The 23,597-nt window shown below is 49.2% G+C and carries 25 protein-coding genes; 1 reads left to right on the top strand and 24 read right to left on the bottom strand.

Annotated features, from left to right (window positions below; genetic code table 11):
- Window positions 1-4: 4 nt before the first annotated feature.
- The 5 genes from LK416_00375 to LK416_00355 are packed head-to-tail and all read right to left on the bottom strand — an operon-like array spanning window position 5 to window position 5,197.
- Complete coding sequence (locus LK416_00375; protein ID UEA74667.1) at window positions 5-514, bottom strand: hypothetical protein; 510 nt, start codon at window positions 512-514, stop codon at window positions 5-7.
- Window positions 474-1,565: a sensor histidine kinase gene (locus LK416_00370; protein UEA74666.1), complete on the bottom strand. Its 1,092-nt coding sequence runs from the start codon at window positions 1,563-1,565 to the stop codon at window positions 474-476. The genes LK416_00375 and LK416_00370 overlap by 41 nt, the downstream gene beginning before the upstream one ends.
- Complete coding sequence (locus tag LK416_00365; protein ID UEA74665.1) at window positions 1,562-2,275, bottom strand: response regulator transcription factor; 714 nt, start codon at window positions 2,273-2,275, stop codon at window positions 1,562-1,564. Before LK416_00365 ends, LK416_00370 begins: the two co-directional genes overlap by 4 nt.
- The gene (locus LK416_00360) at window positions 2,275-4,425 is read right to left on the bottom strand and encodes an ABC transporter permease (GenBank protein ID UEA74664.1); all 2,151 of its coding nucleotides are present in this window, start codon (window positions 4,423-4,425) and stop codon (window positions 2,275-2,277) included. Before LK416_00360 ends, LK416_00365 begins: the two co-directional genes overlap by 1 nt.
- Window positions 4,415-5,197, bottom strand: a complete 783-nt coding sequence (locus LK416_00355) for an ABC transporter ATP-binding protein (protein ID UEA74663.1) — start codon at window positions 5,195-5,197, stop codon at window positions 4,415-4,417. The genes LK416_00360 and LK416_00355 overlap by 11 nt, the downstream gene beginning before the upstream one ends.
- 588 nt (window positions 5,198-5,785) lie before the next feature.
- On the opposite strand from LK416_00355, the gene LK416_00350 reads away from it, so the two are divergent.
- Window positions 5,786-6,142 (top strand): helix-turn-helix domain-containing protein, encoded by a 357-nt coding sequence (locus tag LK416_00350; GenBank protein ID UEA74662.1) that lies wholly within the window; start codon window positions 5,786-5,788, stop codon window positions 6,140-6,142.
- Between the two features lie 134 nt (window positions 6,143-6,276).
- On the opposite strand, the gene LK416_00345 is transcribed toward LK416_00350, so the two are convergent.
- The 19 genes from LK416_00345 to metK form a co-directional block, all read right to left on the bottom strand.
- Window positions 6,277-8,208 (bottom strand): lysozyme family protein, encoded by a 1,932-nt coding sequence (locus LK416_00345; protein ID UEA74661.1) that lies wholly within the window; start codon window positions 8,206-8,208, stop codon window positions 6,277-6,279.
- 31 nt (window positions 8,209-8,239) lie between these two features.
- On the bottom strand, window positions 8,240-10,576 hold the full coding sequence (locus tag LK416_00340) for a TraE family protein (GenBank protein ID UEA74660.1): 2,337 nt from the start codon (window positions 10,574-10,576) through the stop codon (window positions 8,240-8,242).
- The gene (locus tag LK416_00335; protein ID UEA74659.1) at window positions 10,563-10,997 is read right to left on the bottom strand and encodes a PrgI family protein; all 435 of its coding nucleotides are present in this window, start codon (window positions 10,995-10,997) and stop codon (window positions 10,563-10,565) included. The genes LK416_00340 and LK416_00335 overlap by 14 nt, the downstream gene beginning before the upstream one ends.
- Window positions 10,978-11,442, bottom strand: coding sequence for a DUF4313 domain-containing protein (locus LK416_00330; GenBank protein ID UEA74658.1), 465 nt, complete (start codon window positions 11,440-11,442; stop codon window positions 10,978-10,980). The genes LK416_00335 and LK416_00330 overlap by 20 nt, the downstream gene beginning before the upstream one ends.
- A 12-nt stretch (window positions 11,443-11,454) precedes the next feature.
- Complete coding sequence (locus LK416_00325) at window positions 11,455-12,294, bottom strand: hypothetical protein (GenBank protein ID UEA74657.1); 840 nt, start codon at window positions 12,292-12,294, stop codon at window positions 11,455-11,457.
- 74 nt (window positions 12,295-12,368) lie between these two features.
- The gene (locus tag LK416_00320) at window positions 12,369-12,743 is read right to left on the bottom strand and encodes a glutamyl-tRNA amidotransferase (protein UEA74656.1); all 375 of its coding nucleotides are present in this window, start codon (window positions 12,741-12,743) and stop codon (window positions 12,369-12,371) included.
- On the bottom strand, window positions 12,743-14,476 hold the full coding sequence (locus LK416_00315) for a type IV secretory system conjugative DNA transfer family protein (protein ID UEA74655.1): 1,734 nt from the start codon (window positions 14,474-14,476) through the stop codon (window positions 12,743-12,745). The genes LK416_00320 and LK416_00315 overlap by 1 nt, the downstream gene beginning before the upstream one ends.
- 23 nt (window positions 14,477-14,499) lie before the next feature.
- Complete coding sequence (locus tag LK416_00310; protein UEA75932.1) at window positions 14,500-14,751, bottom strand: DUF4314 domain-containing protein; 252 nt, start codon at window positions 14,749-14,751, stop codon at window positions 14,500-14,502.
- Window positions 14,752-14,781: 30 nt separating this feature from the next.
- A complete protein-coding gene (locus LK416_00305; GenBank protein ID UEA74654.1) occupies window positions 14,782-15,096 on the bottom strand; it encodes a hypothetical protein in 315 nt (104 codons plus the stop codon).
- A gap of 96 nt (window positions 15,097-15,192) precedes the next feature.
- The gene (locus LK416_00300) at window positions 15,193-16,131 is read right to left on the bottom strand and encodes an ssDNA-binding domain-containing protein (GenBank protein UEA74653.1); all 939 of its coding nucleotides are present in this window, start codon (window positions 16,129-16,131) and stop codon (window positions 15,193-15,195) included.
- A gap of 3 nt (window positions 16,132-16,134) precedes the next feature.
- Window positions 16,135-16,971: a PcfB family protein gene (locus tag LK416_00295; protein ID UEA74652.1), complete on the bottom strand. Its 837-nt coding sequence runs from the start codon at window positions 16,969-16,971 to the stop codon at window positions 16,135-16,137.
- 5 nt (window positions 16,972-16,976) lie between these two features.
- Window positions 16,977-18,266 (bottom strand): relaxase/mobilization nuclease domain-containing protein, encoded by a 1,290-nt coding sequence (locus LK416_00290; protein ID UEA74651.1) that lies wholly within the window; start codon window positions 18,264-18,266, stop codon window positions 16,977-16,979.
- Between the two features lie 3 nt (window positions 18,267-18,269).
- Window positions 18,270-18,578, bottom strand: a complete 309-nt coding sequence (mobC, locus tag LK416_00285) for a plasmid mobilization relaxosome protein MobC (GenBank protein ID UEA74650.1) — start codon at window positions 18,576-18,578, stop codon at window positions 18,270-18,272.
- Between the two features lie 126 nt (window positions 18,579-18,704).
- A complete protein-coding gene (locus LK416_00280) occupies window positions 18,705-19,082 on the bottom strand; it encodes a DUF3789 domain-containing protein (protein UEA74649.1) in 378 nt (125 codons plus the stop codon).
- Between the two features lie 142 nt (window positions 19,083-19,224).
- A complete protein-coding gene (locus LK416_00275; GenBank protein UEA74648.1) occupies window positions 19,225-19,557 on the bottom strand; it encodes a hypothetical protein in 333 nt (110 codons plus the stop codon).
- Window positions 19,558-19,696: 139 nt separating this feature from the next.
- A complete protein-coding gene (locus tag LK416_00270; protein UEA74647.1) occupies window positions 19,697-20,509 on the bottom strand; it encodes a site-specific DNA-methyltransferase in 813 nt (270 codons plus the stop codon).
- 66 nt (window positions 20,510-20,575) lie between these two features.
- Complete coding sequence (locus tag LK416_00265) at window positions 20,576-21,349, bottom strand: hypothetical protein (protein UEA74646.1); 774 nt, start codon at window positions 21,347-21,349, stop codon at window positions 20,576-20,578.
- Between the two features lie 4 nt (window positions 21,350-21,353).
- Window positions 21,354-22,325 (bottom strand): DUF3991 domain-containing protein, encoded by a 972-nt coding sequence (locus LK416_00260; GenBank protein UEA74645.1) that lies wholly within the window; start codon window positions 22,323-22,325, stop codon window positions 21,354-21,356.
- Window positions 22,325-23,485: a methionine adenosyltransferase gene (metK, locus tag LK416_00255; protein UEA74644.1), complete on the bottom strand. Its 1,161-nt coding sequence runs from the start codon at window positions 23,483-23,485 to the stop codon at window positions 22,325-22,327. The genes LK416_00260 and metK overlap by 1 nt, the downstream gene beginning before the upstream one ends.
- Between the last annotated feature and the right edge of the window lie 112 nt (window positions 23,486-23,597).

Raw genomic sequence — 23,597 nt, 5'->3', positions numbered from 1 at the left:
TTCCTTACGTTCGAGAACATGATTTTCTTTTTTGAATACCCATCATGCCTAAAATCAGAATTGCACATACGACAATACTGCCGACAATGTACTGCCATCCAAAAAATGATAGATTAAGAATATAGCGTGCTGCCGGATTAGAAAAAATGTGTGTGAACGGCTCATTCGCTGCAATTCTGCTCATTACTCCGCTGACATCTGCCAGAGGTATTCCGTAAAGGGACGCACCCAAAAAATAAAGAACGAGTTTTTCTACAATGGACGGCAGTAAAATTCCTAACACACAACCTCCCACCCGATGTGCCGCTGGTGTCTTAAAAAGATAAAACGCTCCCGCAATGTAAGGTAGAACAGCTAAACATCCACCTAAAACAACTGGTGCCAAATGAAATCCGAAGATAACAAAGACAAGGCGCAAAAGTAAATATACGCCCAAGATAATCAGCCAACTTATAATCAGAGAAGCCGCAGGCTTATTTTTCTTTGGTGTTTGCGTACGAATCTGCTGTTGCATCATCAAACCTCCTGACTGGATATTGCACCTTGGGGAACATCAGAATAATGGTTGTTCCGCATGACAACTGTGATGTGATTTGTAAATCTATCGCTAAATCTTTTGCCATTTTCTGCACTAAATATAATCCCATACCTGTGGAGCGGCTTAAAAAGCTTCCTGCGTCCCCAGTGAAGCCCTTATCAAAAACAAACGGCAGATCAGACGCGGGTATACCTGTTCCGTTATCGCTGACGGATAGAGTAATCTGCCCGCTTTCTGGATTATCCGTTACTGAAAATTGAATAGCGGGGGCGGTGTCCTTCACAGCATACTTTACACTGTTGCTAATAATCTGTCCCAAAATGAACATAAAGCCTTTTTTGTTAGAAATTACGTTACAGTCGTTCCCGGAATATGTGACAGAAAATTGGGCTTCTTCAAGCAAGGATAAATTGTCCTCAACCGCTTCCCGACAAGTCTCTAAGATCAGAATTGGTTCAAAATAGCAATCTTTGTGAGCCGCCCCAAGACGTGAAAAGTACAAAATCTGTTCTACGTTCTGCCGCACATGGTCGCGTACATATAGCATACGAGTATGCACCAACGGTGACATCTCAACCTTTCGATTATCTAAAAGAAGCGTCATAAGGGACAGAGGTTTCTTGATTTCATGCACCCAATTTTCAATATAACTTTCGTAGTTGGCAACCTTTAACTGCTGTTCGTTCACATACCCCTCTTGCATTCTCAGATGATGGGCTAATTCATGGATATATGGGCGCATTGACGCGGGGGCACTTTCACACAACAGGTATTCGTTTGTGTCGTCCGGCTCTAACAGAAAGCGCCGAAAAGCGGCATCAATTTTACTGCGTTTATGAATTGAGATGACAAAGGGGATGACAAACGCGGCAAGTGATACAAATATCATTAGCCCCACAAGGCTCAAAAAATCCCCCGGATAAGCCACCCATGCCAGAAACGCAAAGAACAAATCCAAGCAGCCAAGAGTAATCAACCAAATACGATTGGACGATACATAGGTCAAGAGAGTATTAAATTTCTTCATACTTCCACCTGCTCTTTCAAACGGTAGCCTTGCCCGCGCACCGTTTCAATGCGATCATCAAGTCCAACTTCACGCAGCGTTTTCCGCAGTCGTGTAAAATTGACTTGCAGCGCATTTTCGTCTATAAACTCCGCTGTTCCCCAAAGCACATGAAACAGGTCGCTCTTTGATACAAGGTTCGGGCTGCTTTTCAAAAGGGTGAGAAGTATTTTCCCCTCATTCTGCGGAAGAACATAAGATTTCTTTCCTGCATAGAGCGTAAAAGTGTTTGGATCAAGCAGGAAGCCGCCCCCGTTAAGCAATCCCTGCTGCATCTGTTCTTCTTTGCGGCGCAAGAGGTTTTTAATGCGGGCAAGAAGCCGTTCCGTGTTGCATGGCTTTGTTAGGTAATCGTCCGCCCCTAATCCCAAAGCGTGAAGCTCGTCCTGTAATTTATCTCTTGCAGTTAATATCAGCACAGTCCCAAGCTGTTTGGCCTTTACCTCTTTGCAGATTTCAAAGCCGGAGTGAAAAGGAAGATTGATGTCGAGCAAAATCAAGTCCGGGGAAAGAGACATTATCTGTGATACGGCATTTTCAAAGTCAAGCAAAGGAACAGCGTCATATCCCGCTTTTTCCAACACATCAATCAATTCTTCCCGCATATATACATCATCTTCAACCACAATAATTTGCGCCAATATGAACACCTCCTTCCCGAATAAGCCCATTAAGCATTTGGCTTCCAATTTAATTTGCTGATTTCACGGTTTGCTGTCCGCGCAATAGCCACACCGTACAATGCAAGCATACAAACAACGACAAGCGCCATAACGAGCAGCATAGGATAAGACTGTTGCAGTTTTGCCATATTAGAGTATAGGTAATGCTGCATTGCGCAAATTCCGACTGTACCGCTGATACACGCAGGAAACAGCGGGAGCAGAAAATACCATAGCACCTGTTGGTTTATGGAACGCTTCATTTGTTCGCGTCGTGCGCCCAGAATAGAAAGTGTCGCATACCTTGCCTTTGTTTCTCGCATTTGGGTTAGGAATTGCAGGGCAAGTAGGGCGCAAGCGATAATTAGAAGCATAAAACCCATGTATAAGGTCGTGTAGCTGCCGGAAATGACATAAAATAGTTGCCGTCCGAAATTGTCCAAATAGCTTTCGCAGTACAGGCCAGAGGGCTTTAACAGGTCACGGGCTTCCATAATCGACACCATCAGGCCATCAGCTTCCACAGTTTCGCTCGGAATACAGAAATTGTGATAAACGGTAACGGTGTCTGGATTTACATATTCAGAATATACTTCATCGGAAACAATCAATGCGGTTATGATTTTTACGTTTTCATCCGCAGTCAAGCCTTTCATCGGCACAAACGGGATAAGCGTAATTGGCAGTCCGTCAATAGAAATCAAGACTTTACCATTAGCCCGTGCGTCCTCCGCAATCTGGTTCAACATGGTGGTGGTTTCTTCTTTTGTACTCCCCTGAAAATCCGGGTTAAGATAGAATACAGCTTCGTCGATTCCAAGAACGATAGTTTTTTCTCCAGCTGCTTCCAGCAATTCGTTATATGAAGATACGGGAATTAAAAATGGCGAAGCTCCCGTAGTATCAATACACCCTAAAAGGTTAAGCGCGGCTGGTTGATTGGGACTGAACTCATAGCTTGTAGCTCCTTGTGTGACGGGATCCTCTACTTCTGGCGGCAGATTCAAAACAACCTGTTCACGCAGCCCGGACCAATCTATAAAAGAGTTCGCTTTCACGGAAGCTGGGCGTTTCATTGTTCCTGTTTCCATGCGGCTCAAATCAGCCACATAGGGCTGCATTTGCTTACCCGAAAGGTATTTTTCAACAGTCGCTTCATTGCCCGTGACGGTAAAATCGTAAACAGAAGATCCCCGCGTCATTTGGTTCCCATACGACATAATGCGGGTTGATCCGTCCGCAATGAGCATGATAGTGAGCATAATCAAAATAGATGCAACACCGATTGAAATATACTTGTGGACTATATTTTCGTGTAACTGCCGCAGAGTGAAAATATATAGACCGTGTGTTGTGTTGCGTTTCACAGAAGCCGCCGCTGCGCTCAGCAAGCCTGCAAGCCCACGGATAAAAAGCATTGTTCCCACAATACCTAATATCACGGCAACAATTATCATCATACCGCCAGCAACCATGAAATACTTTAGGATTACCCAATATGCAAGCGTCAAAACTACCGCTCCGAGAATGAGGGAAAATAAGTTCCCACTCATTTTTCCAACTTGCTGTTTCTTCGCCATTTCTCCATAAAGGAGTTGGTGGATTTCTTTGTTGAATAGTTTTCCACAAAGGATGAACAACGCGACAACTTGAATCATTAGAAATCCAAGCGTTGTCAAGAGAACAGCGCTCACAGAAAAACTTGACTGATGTGCAATTATGCCGCGACCTACAAGCCGTGCCGTAGCAAGGCTGATTACCTCTGATAAAAAGCCGCCGCAGATCAGTCCGCCCAAAAGAGCCAGCAGTGATGTGATTAGCCCCTCTGCCATGATTTGAATAAACAAGTGTCGCTTTGTCATTCCAAACATCAGGTAAAGCCCTAATTCCCGGCTCCTACATTCAAGCTGATATTTGTTCGCAAAAATGACAAGGAAAAATACAAACAGCAGCGAAAAAAGATAAACCGTCGGCATTAGCATTGTCAGAAGTCGATTAACAGCGTCACTTTCGATTTCCTCCAAGAAGCGCATCACGTCCTGACTTCCAAGGGAGAGGACGATATAAAATGTGGCTACAGCTGTAACCATAGTAAGAAAATAAATCAGGTTCTCACTACGGTTTCGTTTGGAGTTTCGCCACGCAAGGTTAAAGAACATTTGCACTCCCTCCTCCCATCTGTGCCATTACCTGTAAGATACGCGCATAAAATTCCTCCCGTGTTTCAGTCGGAATTTTCCGGCGCAGCTCATGGAAAATCACACCGTCCTGTATGAATAGGATTCTGGAACAAAAACTTGCAGCGTTCGGGTCGTGTGTTACCATCAAAATTGTGCGTCCGCGACCGTGATTGATCTCGCACAGTTTTTCCATAAGCAACCGCGCTGCCTTTGTATCCAATGCCCCAGTTGGCTCATCTGCCAAAATAATATCGGGGTCGGAAATCAAACTGCGGGCGGCAGCGACGCGCTGTTTTTGACCACCTGACATCTGCGCCGGAAATTTGGAGAGCACATCCGTGATTCCAAAAAGTCCTGCAATGTCATTCAACTTCTTCTCCGCAGCAGATATATCTACATTATGGATAGAAAGCGGCAGCAGGATATTTTCTCTGCCAGTCAAGTTGTCAAGCAAAGCAAAATCCTGAAACAGATAGCCTATTTTATTGCCCCGATACTCAGCCAGTTTTTCGCTATCAAAGGAACTCACATTTGCGCCGGAAAGCAGGACTTGCCCGGAGGTCGGTTTAATAACCGTAGCAATGCAATTTAGCAGGGTCGTTTTTCCTGATCCGCTTGCGCCCATGATCCCCAAAAATTCGCCATCAAGAACATCAAAGGTAATGCCATTAAGAGCTTTTGTAGGAACACCCTCTTTCGTATATACCTTGTGTATATCTCGGACTTCCAAAAGTTTTTCTTTGCAATTCATATTATCACCTTTTGCCTTTTCGCTTTTTGATTAGTTGTTGATTATATTTTACTGCATGGCAGGAAGATAAACCACTTACAGTTGATGTAAGGTTTCTATGCTAAATGCTAAAGGGCGGCGATGTGACGTTTGTGCCAGATCGCCGCTGCTTTTCTTTATATTTATTCTATCCGATGTGCTTGCCCGCTTCAAGGTAATAGTTATGAATTATTTTGGCTATCAAGTGGAACTATATAAACATATCCGAAAGAAACAAATTTTCTTGATAAAGATCATGTTTCTTCACTCAAAGATAGCTTTACAAAATACACCTCTAAGGCTACTACAATAGGTAGGGCGCAAGGTCTTATGCAGAAGCACTTTGAGACCTTGCGCCCTCTGTTATTCTACCCTAAAAATACTTTGCCAGCTGCTTCAGACCACGCCGGATGCTGTCACGGATACAGGTAAGTTTGCATCCTTCATTACTCTTTAATGGAATTTGTATTCTCAGTTTTATAATCGGTATAATCAAGCCCATTAACCGGCATAATAAGGTCATTCCATCACATAAACCGGAACGATACGATATTATTGAGGTGAACGATTATGCCGATTGATGATTTAACTGCTTTAGGGCAAAAAATGCGGGAAGCCCGAAAGAATAAAGAACTGACACAACAGGAACTTTCTGATCTGAGCCATGTTTCTGTAAAGCAAATCGCCAATATCGAAAAAGGGAAAATGAATCCTTCCTATTTGATTTTGAGAGCATTGGCAAAGGTCCTGCACATCTCTTTAGATACACTTATAAATCCAGATGTTTCTCTGGAGGATGCGGGTGTCAATCAGATGAAAATGCTTTATTCCAGCTGTCCGCCAGAAATGCGTGACACCCTGCTGCATCACACCCAGGAAACGGTGAAAGAACTGACAGAGTTGTCCGAAAAATTTGAAACGAATTGAGCCAGTGAGTGAAATTTAACGATTCTCTCACTGGTTCTTTTCATTTCATATAAAATTAAAATTTCAATCAAATAAAAAAGTCAACTTGTACATATCAAATTTCTCTTCATAGGTTATAACTTATATTTTTATTTTCAAAGTATACCATATCCCATGATTGTTCCGTTATTAATATTATAGCTTCTCTGGTTCACGGCATTGCTGGAGTTTCCTTCTACGGTGTATACGGTACTGCCTTCGGTTTTCTCCACGATTCCCACATGGTCTGAGGTTCCGTCCCCGTTCCAGTCAAAAAAGATCAGGGTTCCGGGTGCTGGGGAATATCCCCGGCTTTTCCACTTTCCCTTGCTCTGGAACCATGCGATTCCATCATCGCACAGGGAGAATTTTGGCATCTTGCCGCTCTCGATGAGTCCTGCCTGATCCCCACACCAGCTGGCAAAGCAGGCACACCATGCCACATGGCTGTCAAAGCCATACCACGACCAGAACTTCTGGCCTCCCTCATTTCCAAGCTGGGTAAGTGCCACCGATACGATCTGGCCGCTGCCTCCAAACAGGCCGGCAAACAATCCGCCGCTGGAATAATACCGCAGGACATGTGGGACGTACTCTGGGTCGCCATAGGCACTCCATCCATGCGAAGCCGCCTGCTCGTTGGAGAACTGCAGGGCATTTTCGGCACTGTAACCGCCATACTTCCGTATCGCCCACGTTATGTATCCGTTGCCGTAGTTATATCCTTGCAGGGACAGTTTCAGCTTATCCATATCCTGTGGACTGGTGCATCCGGCTTCCTTCAGGCAGTCTGCATAATACTGGATTCCTACCTGTATGGAGTAATCTGCGTCCTGGATGGCATTGGGACTGTTGGAGTACCTAGTGTTGTATGGGCACTCACTGCTCTGCATGGGATCGGTTCCCCGGCCGCCGGATTCCTGCATCATGATTGCCTGTATCACGGAAACGTATTCGGGGATTCCGTACTGGTTGGCATATTTCTGGATAGCTGTTGTATAGGAAAGGACTTCCTGACTCAATGCTTCGTTGCTCTCTGAGCTTCCTGAAAATGCCGCACCGCCAATGATTCCAACCATGATAACCAATAAAAGAACGATAACTGCTCCGGCGGCTCCCAGTGCAGCCATCATGGACTGCACGGTTTTCGCTGCCACTTCCACGGCGGCCCTAGCTGCCTTGAATGTATTCTCCCCTGCCCTTGCCGTTTTCTGTATCCGACGGATTCCATCAGAAGTCTGCAAGGCTGCTTTCTTCGCCGCCTGTTTCGCTGCCCTTCGTTCCATCTGCTTCTGCATCCGGGCTGTCAGGGCGTTGGAGCTGGCCGCACGGAGCTTCTGCTCTGGCTGGACGCTGATCTTCGCAGACTGGGGAGCCGTCTTGATGATACGCTTCTGTATGGTTTTCGGCTCCGGCTGTTTCCTTGGTTTTTCTTTAATCCGAATGGTTTCCGGCTGTTTCTGTCGGATGGCGGTCTGCCTTACTGTATCTTTTGCTTCCTTCTTCCGGCTCTGTTCTCGGATGGAGAGCTGCTTCATTTCTGCTATTTCCTGTCTGTTCTGGATTCTTGGTGTCTCCCTGGCAGCCCGGATCTTCTGCTCTTTCGTTTTGACGGCATCTGAAACCACCTTTTGCCGCTGGGCTTCCTGGATCTGTACTTCCCGGATCTGTGCTTCCTGAGCTTCCCGGCTGGCAGGATTGGCGGTCTGTGTGTCCCCTGTTCCTCTGGCGGTTTCTTTCTCCGCTTCTTTTTTGCCAGCGGCTCTCTGTTTGATCTTCTCGTAGGAAGTCTGTGCGGCTGTCTTTCCGGCTCTGGTTACAGTTCTGCCTGTCTTTCTTGCAGCCCATTCCTCTGCGGATGTGACTTTCCCACTGGCATATTCGGATGGGGACTGTTCTCCCATGTCATTGTCCCTGGCATTTGCGATGGTCTGGGATTTTTCCTTGCTCTCCAGTATGGCCGTCCGCATCAGCTCCTTGGGGATTCTGGAGGCAGGATTTTTGGTCTTTGGTTTTGTTGTAACTTCTTTGGTTTTGATATCCTTCATCTCTCACCTCCAGTCCCGGCTTGTCCCGCTCTTACGCTTCGCCCGGCTTGGTTGTCATCAGGCGGTACAGTTTTGTATTTCTTGGAAACGAATTTTCAAACGGCACCAGATTCCCGGAACAGCGGATCAGACCATGGCCGGCACCCACATTGGTGATGTAGGATAACTGATTGTCTGAAATATTCAGAAGTGCCGCCAGCTCATCCCGGTCGGTGGTAGCCTGATTCAAAAGGATCAGGAACTCACTGTTCGCCAGCATCAGGCGGGCGGTATCGGATTTCAGAAGTTCCTCAACGTTCTGGGTAAGTCCGGTTACAAATCCGGAATACTTACGGATACGCTTGTACAGGCGGTAGAAAAAGTCCGCACTGTATTCATAGCGGAACAGCAGATAAAACTCATCCGCAAAGATCCATGTCGTTTTTCCCTTCTTCCAGTTCTGGATCACACGGTTAAAAATCGAATCCAATGTGACCAGCATGCCAAGGGGCATCAGCTGTTCGCCCAGCTCCCGGATGTCATAGTCGATGATACGGCTCTTCGTGTTGACATTGGTTTCCTGGGCAAAGGTGTTCAGACTGCCATTGATAAACAGTTCCGAAGACAGAGCCAGCCCTCTGGCTTCTTCCTCCGGCTGGAGCATGAGTTGTCGGTACAGGTCCTTTAAGGTCGGCACCTGCCCTTTGTAACCGCCCCTCATATAATCCCGGTACACATCTGCGGTGCAGCGGTCAAGGATGGATTTCTCCTTTGCCGAAAGGTTTCCGGCTCCTACGAGCTGCTCAAACAGGGAAAGGATAAATTCTGACTTCTCAATCAGAGGATTTCGGTCATTGCCATAGGCAGAATCCATATCCAGTGCATTCAGATGGGTATCCGAGGTTGCCGAGATCCGGATGACCTCTCCGTTTAAGGCTTCCACCAGAGAAGCAAACTCCGACTCCGGATCGAGGATGAGGATGTCATCTTCCGTGGAAAGGGCAAGGTCTACGATCTCCTCTTTTGCCGAGAAGCTCTTGCCGGAGCCGCTGACACCCAGTCGGAAAGAGTTGCCGTTTAACAGCTTCCTTCGGTCTGCCACCAGCATATTTTTGCTGACGGCATTCTGCCCATAATAGATGCCTCCCGGCTGCATGATTTCCTGCGTATGGAACGGGATCAGGACGGCGGTGGATTCTGTAGTAAGGGTACGCACTGCATCGATTTTCCGCAGGCCATACGGCAGGACGGTATTCAGTCCATCGACCTGTTGCCACTTCAAAGTTGCCATCTGGCAGAGGTGTTTTCTCGCAATGGAATACAGGGTTTCCGTATCGGAGTCCAGTTGTTTCTTGCTGTCTGCCATATGTACCATTGTCAGGATGCCGAACATCATCCTCTGATCCCTGGTGGTCAGATCGTCCAGCATTTCCTTGGTCTCTTTTCTCTGCAGCTCCATGTCATAGGGAACTACGGCTGAAAAGTTATTGTTGGCATTCTGGCGTCTCTGCCAGTTGGTGACGTTTGTCTCCACGCCCAGCAGTCGGTTCTGGATCTCACGCACCGCTTCGTCTGTCGGTACGGGGATGATATCAATGGACAGCATCAGGTTCCTGCCAAGGCTGCACAGTTCGGAGATCATCTCATCCTTTACATAGCTGGCGTAATCTTCCATAAAAAGGACTCTGCCGTACTGCTCGCCCAGCTTGAAATGGTCGTTATGGAATTCCATTGTGTCCGGGCAGATCCAGTCTTTGAAGCTGTGTCCTTTTTTCGCAAAGGCTTTCATGTCAAATGGAAAACTCTGTGGAACGTCTGCCTTGAAAAAGTCCCGGAAGATCTGTAGCCTCTGCTCTGCATCCAGCTCTTCCCCAATAGAGGACAGCTTGGCCAGATGGGTGATGATGTCCGTTCCCACACGTGCGAAATAGGTTCTGGCTTCATCGATGTTTTTCTTGTGGACGCTGATGGTCAGATAGCGTTCCTGGTAGATACTGTTGTTGGTACCGGAGATCTTGGAAAGGAGCATGTCATTGTACTCTTTCCGGTACTCGTCCAGACCGTCCCCTTTCATCGGGATCAGCAGGGACTGCTCAAACTCTTCCTTGTTGATCTTACGATTGTTCAGGGTGATCTTCGCCGTACAGCCAGAATCCAGTGCATTTAAAAGTTCAGAGTAGTCCAGGAACATTTCCGTCTTATCCGCTTTACTGGCAATGGAATAGTTGATATCCGTAAACCGGAATGTCCTGGAATACTTGCTCTCCACCTGAAAAATACCATCTGGCCAGATCTTGCGAATCGGGATGGCCTGCTGGACAGACTTCGGTACTTTAAATTTTTCCTTGTCCTGTTTCAGTGTCTGACTCAGGGTTTTAATCAAAGGCATCACCCCTTCCTCTTCGCTTCTTTGGTTTCTTCTGTTTCGTCCGCTTCTTTTCCAGAAGTTCCGCTCCGTTTCCCATCATCTTTTCACCCAGCCGCAGGCTCTCTTCCATGCAGGAAAAGTACAGGTTCTCTGATTTGAATACCAGCCGTTTCGGGTACAGCAGTTCGGATTTGATGACTGCCCATGCGAACTGTTCTGCCGTCATGCCGTGGTAACGGAAAAAGCCGCAGGCTGCAAAGGGAGCCGCCCCAAGCACGCACAGCCATCCGGTTACCTGTTCCCCGGCATATTTCCGGGTGACAAAATAGATTCCAAGGGCTGCCAGGATCGCCAGTACCGAAAATAAGCACTGCCGGAAGCTTAAGCCCCAGAACATTGACTCCTGATAGTCTCGGATTTCTTTATTCATTTTCACTTCCATGTTGTTTCCTACCTTTCTCTTTGTAATCTCTGTTTTTTCTTTTGTTTCTGTTTTGGTACATCCCTTTGCCGGATGCCATTTCTTTCCATAAATCTTTTTGTTCCTTCCGGATCAAGCTCTGCCAGTTTTTCAGGTCGAATGCAACCCTCTGGAAGATGCAGTAACCGGAGGATGCGGTATCCGGCTGTATCGTTCCCAGCTTATGCTGCTTTATAAAACGAAGCTTTTCTTTGCTGAAATTGTGGTCGATATAGGCTTCATTGATACCGCCCAGCGGAGCAAAAGGCAGGTTTACCGTAAGGTCTGCAAAGCTTTCCGGGTATCCATCTTCCATATGGTAAAGCCCGATATAGAGATTGTCATCGCTCATGTAACTGTCTACCCTGAGAAATAATTCCTCCCGGCCATACTGCCAGTCGTAGCTCAGTGTCTTTGGTTCTTCCATTTTTTTCGCCTCCTATAATCCCATGATTTCTTTTACGATACGGTCGGATGCCTTGACTGCCCCGACCAGTACCAGCAGGTTAAATACCAGTTCCCCGACGTAATTCCAGACAATGGTCACGGCGGACAGGCTGGTGTCCCCGATGGCCGGCGGACTTGATGCAAACACCGAAAAGATGATGCAGGCCAGTGCGATGATGGCTCCTTCCAGACATACCCCGGCGTAGGAACGGATAAAGTTCTTTCCTACAGACTGGGTTGGCTCCCCGGCAAAGGTTGCCAATGGAATCGGTGCGATGGCTGTGTACATATACAGCTTAAACATTCTCCCGTATACAGTCAGAATCATGACAAATGACAATACCGTAATCAGCAGGCTTCCTAATAAAGTTACGATCCACAAAGGGATAGATTCCAGCATCCCGACCGCTTCGATCTTGTCCACGATCTCCGAGGGCAGTTCCGTTACGGTTCCCCCTGCCATCCCGGAGTGGGACATGATGTTGGTCACGATGCCCTGCACAATGGAAAAGATCGCTGTCAGAAGCTCCATGCCGGACATAACGGCTCCCTGTGCCAGTGCAAAACGGATAAAGGCTTTCACTACGTGTTCCGGCTTTTTCATATCCGTGAAACTCCCACAGGTTTTTACCAGCCCTGCCGCAAAGAACAGAACCAGCAGGCCGTACCCGATGGCTTTCAGTCCACCGTTGATGTTCGTCATCACGCTCCAGATTGCCCCGCCCTTGAAATTCTCCGGGCTTTGCGTCAGCAGTGTCCAGATTTCAGCCAGCTTGTCGCTCCAGGTCTGCAAGGCAGAATTTAGATTCTGTACGATCCAGTTATCACTCAAACAGTTTCACCTCCCATCCTCAAAAGTGAGCAGGGAGCCGGCATTTCGCATGGCTCCCCTTCTGGACTCTTCTCCTATCCCATGATTAGGTCCAGGATCTCTTTTGCAAAGGTAATGATGATACCGCCTGCCAGTGTCAAAAATCCGTTTGCCCTCTGGCTTGGATCGTGGCTCTTTAAGGACAGACCGACCTGCACGATACCAAATCCCAGCAGAATCAGGCCAATGGCGCGGATCAGGGAAAAGATAAACGTGGATAGGTTATTGACTACGGTCAGCGGATCGCCTGCGGCATAAACGCAGGTCGCCCCAATGCAGATCGACAGTACCATGACTGCATACAGAGCAAACAGTTTCTTCTGCCCTCTCTTCATCTTTAGCGGTGCGGTCTCTTTCCTGATTTCTGTGTGTTTCTTATTTTTCAGTAAATTCATTGGCATTCCTCCCATCAAAAAAGCTCCCCGATGATGTCCTCATCCAGAAGCAGTTCGTAATCGTCATATCTTGTTTCGTCAAATGTAAAATCGTCATGCGCCAGCGGTGCTTTCGCATAATTGAACGGGCCGGCACCTCCGTCCTCGGTATACCGGATGTTGGGATGCTTCATCAGGTCATACTTGGCATCCAGTATGGGCCGCTCCCCGCGGATAAACAGAAGTGCATTCTGGTTATCCAGCATACGGACTTCATCCGGCTGTAACAGCTCCCTTCCGCTCTGCTGGAAGTTGGTGGAGTAGCTGCCGGATTTTCCTTTGGTTTGCCCGTAGGTGTTGGTGTCTATGGTTTCTTTCCCCAGTAATTCTGATACATATTTGTGTGTCTCTTTTTCATTGCCGCCCAGGTACAAAAACTCATCGCAGTTGCCCACCAGACTTTCCCAGGAGTCCTTGAACAGAGCCTTTAGCTGGCTCATGTTCTGGATGATGATGCTGCAGTAAATGGAACGGGAACGGCAGGTTGCCAGGATCTTCTCAAACTCATTTGGCAGGGATACGTTTGGAAACTCATCCATGATGCAGTTGACCGGAACCGGGAGGGCACCGCCATGCACACGGTCTGCCATGTAATAAAGCGTCTGGAAAAGCTGGCTGTAGATCATGCCTACCAGATAATTCAAAGAGGTGTCTGCATCCGGGATACAGCAGAAAAGGGCAACTTTTCTTTCTCCCATGTTGGAAAGATCCAGTTCATCAGTATTGGTCAGCTTGGCAATCTGCGGCAGATTGAAGGCTGCCAGCCGGACACCTACACTGATCAGGATGGACTTGGCGGTCTTTCCTGCCGCCTGCTTGTAAATGTGATACTGCTTGACGGCAATGCTGTCCGGGTCCCGCATCTCCAGACGGTCAAACAAAATGTCCAGAGGGGACTCGTAGTCCTCGTCCTCTTCTTTTACCTGTGCCGAGCCTAACATCTCCATAATCATGGCGAAGTTCTGTTCTTCCGGCGGAGCTTCGTGGAGCAGATACAGCATCAGTGCCTGAAGCAGTGCGGTTTCGCTCTTCTCCCAGAAGGGATCGGAGGACTGGGAACCTTTGGGTGTGGTGTTTTGTATCAGATTGGAAATAAGACGGAGCACGTCTTTGTCATCGTGGACATACTCGAATGGATTGTAGCAAAAAGATGTGTCGGGATTGATGAGGTCAAAGACACGCACCTCATATCCTTTCTTTTCCAGCAGACCGCCTGTCTTTCGGAGCAGCTCGGCTTTCGGATCGGTGATGACCATCGAACAGCAGCACTGCATGATGTTTGGCAGGGCAAAGCCTCTGGATTTTCCTGCACCGGAGCCTCCCACTACGAGAATGTTGAGACATCTGCGGTGCTTGTGGGTGTCAAGGCTAATGCGGAAGTTCTGTGTCAGCAGGATGTTCTGGGAGTACGGCTTCTTGCTATATTTCTTACAGATCTGCCGGGCATCGCCCCATCTGGCAGAGCCATGTTCTTCCCCTCTGCGGTAGTTCTTCTGACTGGAATAAAAAATGCCGATCCCGGCTGCGTAAAGTAACGTGCAGACCAGCATCGACTTGATGGTGTATTCCGTATAATGAAACTGGAAGGGATGGTTCAGCTTTTCTGTGAGAACCTCCATCAGCTCGAAAAGATTCCTGCCCGGCTGGATGGCATCCGCAAGCAGGATTGCTACCCACCAGATGACAGGCAGTCCGGCAAGCCAAATCACCCAGTCTGACTTCCGGCTGTTTGTTACCGGGATGGCTGCTGTTTGGGCCTCTCTGCTCTTGGCAGGTCTGTAATGTGGAAGCTGTCCACTCCCGGAACGAGGGCAAGGCTGCTTCCATTCTCCCAGTTTACGTGGATCTGCCCTGCATCGTCTACCATATCCACCTTACCTTTTAAGCCGGGTGGCATGTGGCTCTCCCCCTCCATGCTGTTAAGCATGACCTCGGTTCCCGGCGGATATCTTCTCCGCATGGCTTCTATTCTTTCTTGTGTCATATTTCTGTATATTTGTACCACATCCTTTCTTCATCTTCCCCTTCCACGGTATGGGCGGTATCTGGATTTCATGATCTTTAACAGGACGCTGTCGATCCCATCGGAATAGCGTCCGTTTTTCAGGTATGTGTCCCGGAGCTGGTTTAAGGCTTCCACGGATTTGCTGTGTTCGGCTTCTGTCAGGTAGAGCTTTCCCTCTTCCTGCTCTGCCAGCTTCAGAACCAGATCCCGTGTGGTATCCACCGGAAGCCCCTGTTCTTTTTCCTGCCGGAACACTTCCCGGAGTGCATGGATCAGCATGTGGTTCATGATCCGGTCCATCTTTACATATCGCATTCTTGTCATAGGCGAGCCTCCTTTTTTCCTCTTTTTTCTCAACCACAACATACCACACTTCCTCCCGGAAAGCTACTGCAAAAGAGCCGGAAAAGCCCCTTTTTATCAGCGTTCCGGAGACTTTTTACTCTTGGCAGGTTTCTCCGTTTTTTCCTCCGGGATGGCAAATTCATCGGTCATAAATTCCTGCTCGCTTTTGCCAAGGTTGCGGTCTACCTGCTTGCCAATGGAATAGGCTGCACTCTTTACATCCTGGATAAAGGAGCGGAGTTCTTTCGGATCTTTCTGTCCGAATGCCTGCATCTGGCATACCTTGTCAAAGGAAAAACCGGAGACATCCACGCCGTATTTCTGTGCTGTCACATACGCCGCACAATAGGCCTGTGCCGATACCCCTGCCCGGCTGTAGCTTCCATCGTGATGGTCAAGGGATGCACAGGCCAGCTCCCGGCTGATGGAATGGAACGTTGCATTTTCGCTCATGCCATTTCGGACATAGATCGTCCGCTTATTCGGGATGTACTGTGCCTGTACCTTATCCGGCAGATTGTCTGCGATCTGAATCCGTACCTCGCTGTCGGTCAGCAGTGCTTCCATCAGCTGGTCCATCGGCTTTGGCTCTGCCTCTTCTGGCTGCTTGGTACGGATCTGGCTGATGTCATAGGCTTTCTGGATGGAGTACCCCTGCTGGATGACACCGTCCTTTTCATATTCCTGTCCGACAATGAAGTTGTATCCCTTGCTTCCGGTCTTGACTACCTTGCCTTCTTCCTTCCATTTTTCAAAGGTCTTGACCTGCCGGATCTCCGGATTCTGTGCATAAAGCAGGAACAGGTTGTCTGTCCTCTGCGGCTTGCACTGTCCCATAAAATCAAGGAATCCTTTTAAGGAGTCCCCATTCTGGAAGACCTCCTGTGCCTTTCCATCGATCATACCCCAGATTTCTTCCCTCTCCTGCTTTTTCTGTGCGGCATATTCTTCTTTCGATAACCGCTGGGCGGACTGCTCCTGCGAGTCCTGCCCTAAAAATTTTGTCAGGTCCATCTCCTACCTCGCTTTCACCTTTCGTTTCTTTCTTGCTTTCTTCTGCGTTTTCCTTGGTCCACGGTTCTTTTCCCGGCTCCGCTTCTGGGATTCCTCTGCTTTCTCCCGTTTGATGTTCTCCAGCTCCCGGCGGACACTGGGACGCTCCTGTTCCCTCTGCCCTGCATCAGTCCCTTTTTCCTGCCCGGTAGAAATATTTCTGCTGTGCAAGGAAGAGCCGGACAGATTCTCTTCCCCCTCTTCCTGCACCGGGATAAAATTTTCCGGTTCGGAAAACTCCTTTTCGGGATGATTCTGGTTCTTTTCCTCTTCAGAAAAGTCCATGTCACCGACCTGGAATGCTTCGTCCAGATCGCTGATTTCAAACTGCACCTCGCCCTCCGGCATCTGCACAGTTTCCTGTACTGCTTCGGTTTCCGGTGCTTCCATTCCGGCGGTTACCTCATGGACAGCTTCCCCGACTTCGCTCCTTACAAAATCAAGGTTCATCTTATCCATGACACGGTTGACTTTGGCTGCATCATCGGCAAAGACCATGACCTCGCTCATCTCCGGGTTCTTTTTATCCCGGATGATCACATAGAGCAGTCCTCGTTTCCTGCCCTCACTGCAGAATTCACGCAGGCGGTCAGATGGCACAGTGAAGAACTTCAATGGCTTGTTCTCCTTTAACATCCGCACCATTCTGGTCTTGCCCCTCGTTTTCTTCTGGTCTTTTAATACGGCGGCAACAAATACCGCCAGATGCTTTGCCAGCGTACCCGAAAGCCTGAGCCCGTGGTCCACGCCGTCTAGGGAATACCGGACGATCTGGTCCGCCGCATCGCCTCCATAATTCATGTTGTTCACCTGCTTTCTGTTCTCGGTTTTCTGTTTTTCTCCGTCTGTTCTTCTTCCTGTCTCTGGATCTGCTCTGCCAGACGCATCTTTTCTTCCATCTCCTGGGACTGCTGTTCGATCCGGATACAAATGCGGATATCCTTTCGAAGCGGCTTCAGTTCTTCGGTGATCTGACCGATCCTGACACTGTCCGGTTCGCTCCGGTAGAGCCGCTTCCGCTCTTTCGTGAGTGCCTGTACCCTCTCTTCCAACGATGTGCGGTAGGCGAGTAGCTCTTCACGGCTAGTAATCTGATGCTTCTGTAGAAATTCCATCTGCTCGATCCTGGCATCCAGTTTTCGGATGTCTGCCCGGAGCACCGGGGAAATCCTTTTCGGCTTCTGCTTTAGTGCACCCATCTGGTACAGATAGGAATAGTACAGGGCCTGTATCCCTTTTAACTTCTTTTTCGGGAATCTGGAATCTCCTTCTTTTCCAGCAGGTATCCTGCTCTTGGGCTGCAAGATCCACTGCCGGATGCTCTCTTCCGAGTAATGCTTCCCAAGGCTCCGCAGACGGATATACCGTTCCATCCCCGGTGCTTTTAATGCAATGTACTTCCGGTTCAGCTTCCACTGGTATCCCCTCTGCTTCATCTGTTCCAGAAACTGTTTCCATGTGAAGCTCTCTGCCACAGCATCCCGGATGTCCAGACGGATCGAGGTTCTCCAGGTCGGCTTTCCGTCCTGTTCTGCCATCCACTGTGCATAGGATTTCCCTTTGCCGTTTTTCGGTTCGATGACAGATAAGCCGTATTTCAGGCATAAGGCATCCGAAGCTTTCCGCACATCCTCATAGTAACTCCTGCTGTTGCTGTGGTACTTTTTCCCATCTTCCATGCTCACGGAATTAAACACGATGTGGTTGTGGTAATGCTCCGTATTCAGATGGGTGGTGATGACTGCTTCGTATTTTCCCTGAAGGAGCCTTTCTGCCATTTCCATGCCGATCTGGTGAGCAAGCTCCGGGGTGACTTCCCCTTTGACAAAGCTCTGCACCAGATGGTACCCCTGTACTCCGTCCATCTTGTGGTATCGTTTCTTCGTAGCTACCATATCTTGATAGGCAGTCTCACAGACGCAGCCGATGGCATCCTCAAAAACGGAACGCTCCGTCTTGTCCCGATTCATGGCGTAATCGATGGCTTCTTCCAGAGAGCCGGCACTCTGCCCTTTCTTGGTGGTCTTATCCTTGTTTCGGATGTACGTGATGGAATTGTCCAGACGGCTGACCGGGATGATACTGGTGTATGCCATCGGCTACCATTCCTCTTTGACCAGCCTCCATGTCTCTTTCGTCATGCGGAGCATTTCCCGGATACTCTCTTCCCCGGCCATCCCACAGCCGTTGGCTACATGGGCAAGCTGATTGGCGTTGTTGCACAGACCGGATATTTTCCGCAAAAGCTCCGTATGATGCTCACAGGGTCTTGCCCGGACTTCGCCACCCATGACAATGGAACGGATGTATTCCTCACGGGACAGGCCGCTTTTTTCTACCTGCTCTTCCAGAAAACGCAGCTCTTTTGCATTGAGGCGGACTGGTATCACATGGTTCCTTTTTCTCATCTCTTCACCTGCTTTCCAACGGGTTATTGGTTGCGTCATTACATTTCACGATTTTTCCAGATCAGGAAACCTGCCAGAACGCCGATGGCTACCGCTGCAGCAATGATCTTTTTCTTCATATGGGCCTCACCCCCTTTCCGATACCTGGCACAGCTCCATCGGGGCGAACATGATCCCTCTCTTTTCCATCTCTTTTGCGAATTCCAGGAGGTTCCATTTTTTCCCATCAATCATAGCAGAATCGGCATCCAGATAGTGGCAGGTGGATACGTTCCGCTCTCCATTTGGGGCATTCTGCACAAGGCTTTCCCCGTCTGCCAGACGGAACAGTTCCTCTCCCTGGCTGTTTACAAAACAGATGCACACGCCGTGGTCAATGATCTCCTTTGGTTTCATCCGGCACCGCTCCAGTGCCTCATCCTCACGTTTTCCAGCTATGAAAAGACACATTGCAAAAACGCCCATTACTCCTCCGGTCATTGTGCCAAGTATAAATCCCAACATTTTTTCGTTCTCCTTTCGTCTGTTTACGGCTCGGTATGGGGGATTGGGGTTCTCCCCAAAGTGCGTTTGGATATCCAAACGCTATGCTTGCAAAACCAGTCGCATCCGGTTTCGTCCCCTCTGAACCAGTCGTTTTTCTGAATCATTCATTTTCCTTGATTTTGCTCAACCCATCCAGTGTGGTACAGATGATATGGAGTCTGTCAGCCATGCTGATCTCCGTGTTCATCGTCCCGGTGGTCTCTTTTCCGCAGACAACCACCATCCTGCACCGCCTTAATATCTGGTGGGACATTCTCCGCATGGCCTGCATATCCTCTGCATCCCCGTCATCAAGGAATGGGGAAAAGCTGTACTGCGGGCAGATCGGCACATATCCCAGTTCGTAGATCTTCCGGCAGTACCGCTGTACTTTGGTCTTTCCTTCTTCTGCAGAACAGCAGACATAAGCAAGTGCCTGTTCCAATACGACCATCTCCTTTCCTGGCCGGACAGGTTTCCTCTGCCCGGCGTTTTTCCAAAAAGAAACACCCACAAAGCATTCCGCTCTGTGGATGTCTTGTGGACATCTGGATTCTTTTCTTCTCTTTTTCAGATGTCTGCCAGACATCCGGCTACTGTGGTTCTTTGTTTTCCGCTTCTTCCCCAGCTTCCAGTGCAATGCGGACACGGTCGCTTCCCAGCTTATAATACGCATCGGTCACTTCAATGCCGACTGCCTGAAACCCCGACTCTGCCGCCGCAAGGATGGTAGTACCAGCTCCGGCAAACGGGTCTAAGATCAGGCCGCCCGGCTCACAGATCTGGATGACATCCTTCATCAGCTGGAGCGGCTTTTCTGTCACATGGATGCGGTTCTGGGGATTCCCATAACGGAACACACCCGGAAGGCAGGACACCGGGCGGTTGATCGGCATCGGTCCGTTGCTTCCCCATACAATATATTCTGCCTGCTGGCGGAATCTGCCTTTCTGCGGACGGGAGTTCCCCTTGTCCCAGACGGCAGTCCCTCTCCAGATCCACCCTGCCCACTGGAGGGCATCGGTGATGGACGGGTACTGTCTCCAGTCAATAAAGAGGCAGATCGGAGCCCCTCTCTTGCAGGCTTTCCGCACATCGTACAGCCATTCTGCCATCCAGTGGGTCCAGGAACGCTGGTCTTTATTATCCCCATCAAAATCCGGCAGGGCATTTTCTGCTTTCATGCTGCTGTACTTCTGGTTGGTAGTTCGGTTGCGTTCGTTCTGCTTGGTTCCCCCGGACGCATAGGGCGGATCGGTTATAACTGCATCAAAGATCCCCGGCTGGAATCCTTTGACCAGTTTTAAGGTATCTCCATGCAGGATACGCCAGTTCTCCCCTCCGGCAGACTCATCCGGCACACAGTCCGGTTTTAAAAGATCTTCAAGTTTCAGGGTATTTCCCATAGGCATCATCCTTTCGGTCGCTTATTTTCCAGATTTCTCTGGAAGTGCTTTTCTTTATGGAACTGCTCATCGGCAGGTATCCTCTTTTTTCAGTGTTTCTTTTCTTGGCGTTCTGGGCTGTTCACGGTGGTCCGACAGCTCGGTTTCCACGTATTCGCTGATGATTCCCAGCGCTTCATAGTAATTGCTGCTCTTGTGGACACGATCCGCCATTTCGTTGGCCTGTTCGGACATCCCAGCACGTCTAAGCAGTCTTGCGGCATCCCCAAGGATTGAGAAAATATTTCCGTCATGCCCTAAGAGCTTAAGTTCTGGACGGGACGGCTTTTGTTCCGGCTGCTTTTCCTGCACACCGTTTTCCGGTGCTTTCACCTGTATCTGGAAATCCGAGCCGGCACCAACATAGAAATGTAAGTATAATTCACCACCGTCTACCTTGATCTCCCGCTGTTCCAGACTTTCTCCCCAGCCATCGCTGTACTGCCCTCTCAGATACTGCCCCACCACACGGTATTCCTCTGGTGTCAGATTCTCCCGGAGTGTCAGGTTTGCACAGCCATATAAAACGCCCTCCTGTTCCTTTACCGCCATTGTAATGCGTTCCACTTTTTCCTTAATGTCCTTGTTTTGGTCAAAATAATCGATCAGGTTGCATGGCTGGTTGTCAGGCATACCGAGCCGATTGATCTCGTCAACCTTTTCTGCGATGGATGTCTGATACTGCACCAGGTCAGGTCCTTCCAATGGCTCCGCATCATCCAGATCCACAATGTCTGAATAGTCCGGAATAAACTCTGCCATCAGAGGTGACAGCATTCCCACTTCTATTTTATCTTTCAAAGCATCACCTCGCTTCCCTATTCTGCCGTTTCTCCGGTGTACGGGCAGCCATTTTTGCCATGTCTGCCCAGTCTGCCCCTTCGATTTCCGGCAGGTTCTCGATGATCCGATAGCTTCCCTCGTAGGCTTTTCGGATATGTTCACACGCCCACCGTCCGGCAAAGTCATTGTCGGTACACACTTCGATCTCGGTGATCTCCGGGTGCTGGGACAGAAAATGTTCCAATGCCTGCGGCTTTTTCATGCTCCGCTGGCTCTGCCCTTCTTTTGGTGCGCTGATCCCGCCAAGCTCCAGACGGTACTTATCCCGGCTTCCTTGTCTCTGTTCCAATGTCATGTGGGCAAGCACATCCACACAGGCTTCATAAACAGCAACCCGTCTGCATCCCGATTTCGCCGGAACACAAAAAGCGTATGCCTTTTCACTTCCGGCCTGTTCCATCTTAAAAGACTTTCCGCTGGCATCGTAAATCCCACGCAGGAAAGCATATCTTGCCACCTGGTTTTCATCCCGTCCTATGAACACGGCATTGTGGTAGGGCAGACTCTCATATAAGATTCCCAAATGAACACACCGCTGTAAGACCTCGCCACTGATGCCCCGCTCTTTCAGATAGCGGAACACCCTGCGGCAGTCTGGGCTGGCCGTAGGCAGGACAAATGGCTTCTTTGGCTTTGCTTCCACTGGAGGAGGGATATAGGTGGGATACTCATCTTTCAGCATTTGCACTGCCTCCAGAAAAGAACACCCGTCTACATGAATCAGGAAATTTAAAGCACTGGTGCCCCCGATATCTCTGGATTTCCAGTGCCACTGGCTGGTCTGCTCGTTAATCTTAAAGCTGTCGTGGTCTGTCAGCTCCCATTCATTTCTGGCTGAAGATTTTTTCAGACGGTTTGGCTGATATTTCTTCAGGTATTCAATGGCGGTGATCTCCCTTGCACGTTTGATTTCTTCTTCCGGAATCCACGGCATTACATCACGGTATCCCGGAGCTGCTCTGCCTTATCCGTTTTCTCCCACGGGAATTCCTTTCTTCCAAAATGCCCGAACACCGCACTCTGTCGGTAGATTGGCCGCTTCAGGTGCAGGGTGTCACAGATCTGGCTTGGGGTAAGCCCGAACACCAGAGGGATCGCTGCGGCGAGGCAGTCATCCGCACAGATCTTTCCCGTTCCAAAGGTATCCACCTGCACCATGACTGGCTGGGCAACCCCAATGGCATAGGCAAGGGACACCTGGCATCGGCTGGCAAGTCCGGCAGCTACCATGTTTTTGGCGATGTAACGGGCCATGTATGCCCCGGAACGGTCAACTTTGGAACAATCCTTCCCGGAGAATGCACCGCCGCCATGCGGTACCAGGCTGCCGTAGGTATCCACCATTAGTTTCCTTCCGGTCAGTCCGGTGTCTGCATCCAGACCTCCGCACACAAATCTGCCCGATGGGTTAATCAGGATCTTGGTATCCTCATCCGGTGGCAGCATACGGAGTGCCGGGCGTAACACTTTCTCCCGGATCTCATGCTCCAGCTTCCGAAGGGATTTTTCCTTTTCATGCTGGCAGGACACAATGACGGTATCCAGCCGGGCAGGTCTGTCATCTTCATACTCCACGGTCACCTGCGCCTTTCCATCTGGCAAGATTCCCGTGATATATCCGCTTCTACGGCTTGCAGACAGTTCCCTTACAATGCGGTTCGCCAGAACCACTGGCATCGGCATAAGCTGCGGTGTCTCATCGCAGGCGTAGCCAATCATGATGCCCTGATCCCCGGTACCGCTGGCAAGTCCGCTCTGAACAAAAACAGTCCCTGCCCTTCGTTCTCTGGATCTCTCCACTGCCCCGGCGATATCCGGACTCTGTTTGTGGATGAGGGCATCCATGTGGATTTCCTCTGCTTCATAGCCTGCACTCTCCAGCACCTTTTTGATGATTTCAAACACCTGTGGCTCAAATCGGCTGGTGATCTCTCCTGCTACAATGATGTTCCTTTTGGTCGCCAGCACCTCGCAGGCCACTCTGGAATTTTCGTCCTCTTTCAGACACGCGTCCAGAATGCTGTCTGCGATCAGGTCGCAGAGCTTATCCGGATGTCCTTCTGTTACGGATTCTGCTGTATAAAATCGTTTCATAATCGTTACCATCCTTTCCAAGTAAATAATAACGGCAGGAAACGCTCCTTTCTGGAACACTTTCTGCCGGATCTGGGTTATAAGTTGTCTCACATTCTGCACTTTTCTGGTA

It is taken from the genome of Lachnospiraceae bacterium GAM79, from assembly GCA_020735665.1.
Taxonomy (GTDB): Bacteria; Bacillota; Clostridia; order Lachnospirales; family Lachnospiraceae; genus Coprococcus.
Note: the sequence above shows the minus strand (reverse complement) of the source record. Positions and strands in the feature narration are given on the sequence as shown.

Bases quoted from the DNA above. Each gene is read 5' to 3' on its own strand.
- LK416_00355 (UEA74663.1), bottom strand. From the start codon at position 5,197: ATGAATTGCAAAGAAAAACTTTTGGAAGTCCGAGATATACACAAGGTA.
- LK416_00305 (UEA74654.1), bottom strand. From the start codon at position 15,096: ATGACAAGAATGCGATATGTAAAGATGGACCGGATCATGAACCACATG.
- LK416_00345 (UEA74661.1), bottom strand. From the start codon at position 8,208: ATGAAGGATATCAAAACCAAAGAAGTTACAACAAAACCAAAGACCAAA.
- LK416_00360 (UEA74664.1), bottom strand. From the start codon at position 4,425: ATGTTCTTTAACCTTGCGTGGCGAAACTCCAAACGAAACCGTAGTGAG.
- LK416_00365 (UEA74665.1), bottom strand. From the start codon at position 2,275: ATGGGCTTATTCGGGAAGGAGGTGTTCATATTGGCGCAAATTATTGTG.
- LK416_00300 (UEA74653.1), bottom strand. From the start codon at position 16,131: ATGGACCTGACAAAATTTTTAGGGCAGGACTCGCAGGAGCAGTCCGCC.
- mobC (UEA74650.1), bottom strand. From the start codon at position 18,578: ATGAGAAAAAGGAACCATGTGATACCAGTCCGCCTCAATGCAAAAGAG.
- LK416_00340 (UEA74660.1), bottom strand. From the start codon at position 10,576: ATGCCTTTGATTAAAACCCTGAGTCAGACACTGAAACAGGACAAGGAA.
- LK416_00290 (UEA74651.1), bottom strand. From the start codon at position 18,266: ATGGCATACACCAGTATCATCCCGGTCAGCCGTCTGGACAATTCCATC.
- LK416_00370 (UEA74666.1), bottom strand. From the start codon at position 1,565: ATGAAGAAATTTAATACTCTCTTGACCTATGTATCGTCCAATCGTATT.
- LK416_00280 (UEA74649.1), bottom strand. From the start codon at position 19,082: ATGTTGGGATTTATACTTGGCACAATGACCGGAGGAGTAATGGGCGTT.
- LK416_00270 (UEA74647.1), bottom strand. From the start codon at position 20,509: ATGGGAAATACCCTGAAACTTGAAGATCTTTTAAAACCGGACTGTGTG.
- LK416_00375 (UEA74667.1), bottom strand. From the start codon at position 514: ATGCAACAGCAGATTCGTACGCAAACACCAAAGAAAAATAAGCCTGCG.
- LK416_00275 (UEA74648.1), bottom strand. From the start codon at position 19,557: ATGGTCGTATTGGAACAGGCACTTGCTTATGTCTGCTGTTCTGCAGAA.
- metK (UEA74644.1), bottom strand. From the start codon at position 23,485: ATGAAACGATTTTATACAGCAGAATCCGTAACAGAAGGACATCCGGAT.
- LK416_00335 (UEA74659.1), bottom strand. From the start codon at position 10,997: ATGGAAGTGAAAATGAATAAAGAAATCCGAGACTATCAGGAGTCAATG.
- LK416_00350 (UEA74662.1), top strand. From the start codon at position 5,786: ATGCCGATTGATGATTTAACTGCTTTAGGGCAAAAAATGCGGGAAGCC.
- LK416_00310 (UEA75932.1), bottom strand. From the start codon at position 14,751: ATGACACAAGAAAGAATAGAAGCCATGCGGAGAAGATATCCGCCGGGA.
- LK416_00295 (UEA74652.1), bottom strand. From the start codon at position 16,971: ATGAATTATGGAGGCGATGCGGCGGACCAGATCGTCCGGTATTCCCTA.
- LK416_00330 (UEA74658.1), bottom strand. From the start codon at position 11,442: ATGGAAGAACCAAAGACACTGAGCTACGACTGGCAGTATGGCCGGGAG.
- LK416_00320 (UEA74656.1), bottom strand. From the start codon at position 12,743: ATGGGAGGAATGCCAATGAATTTACTGAAAAATAAGAAACACACAGAA.
- LK416_00260 (UEA74645.1), bottom strand. From the start codon at position 22,325: ATGCCGTGGATTCCGGAAGAAGAAATCAAACGTGCAAGGGAGATCACC.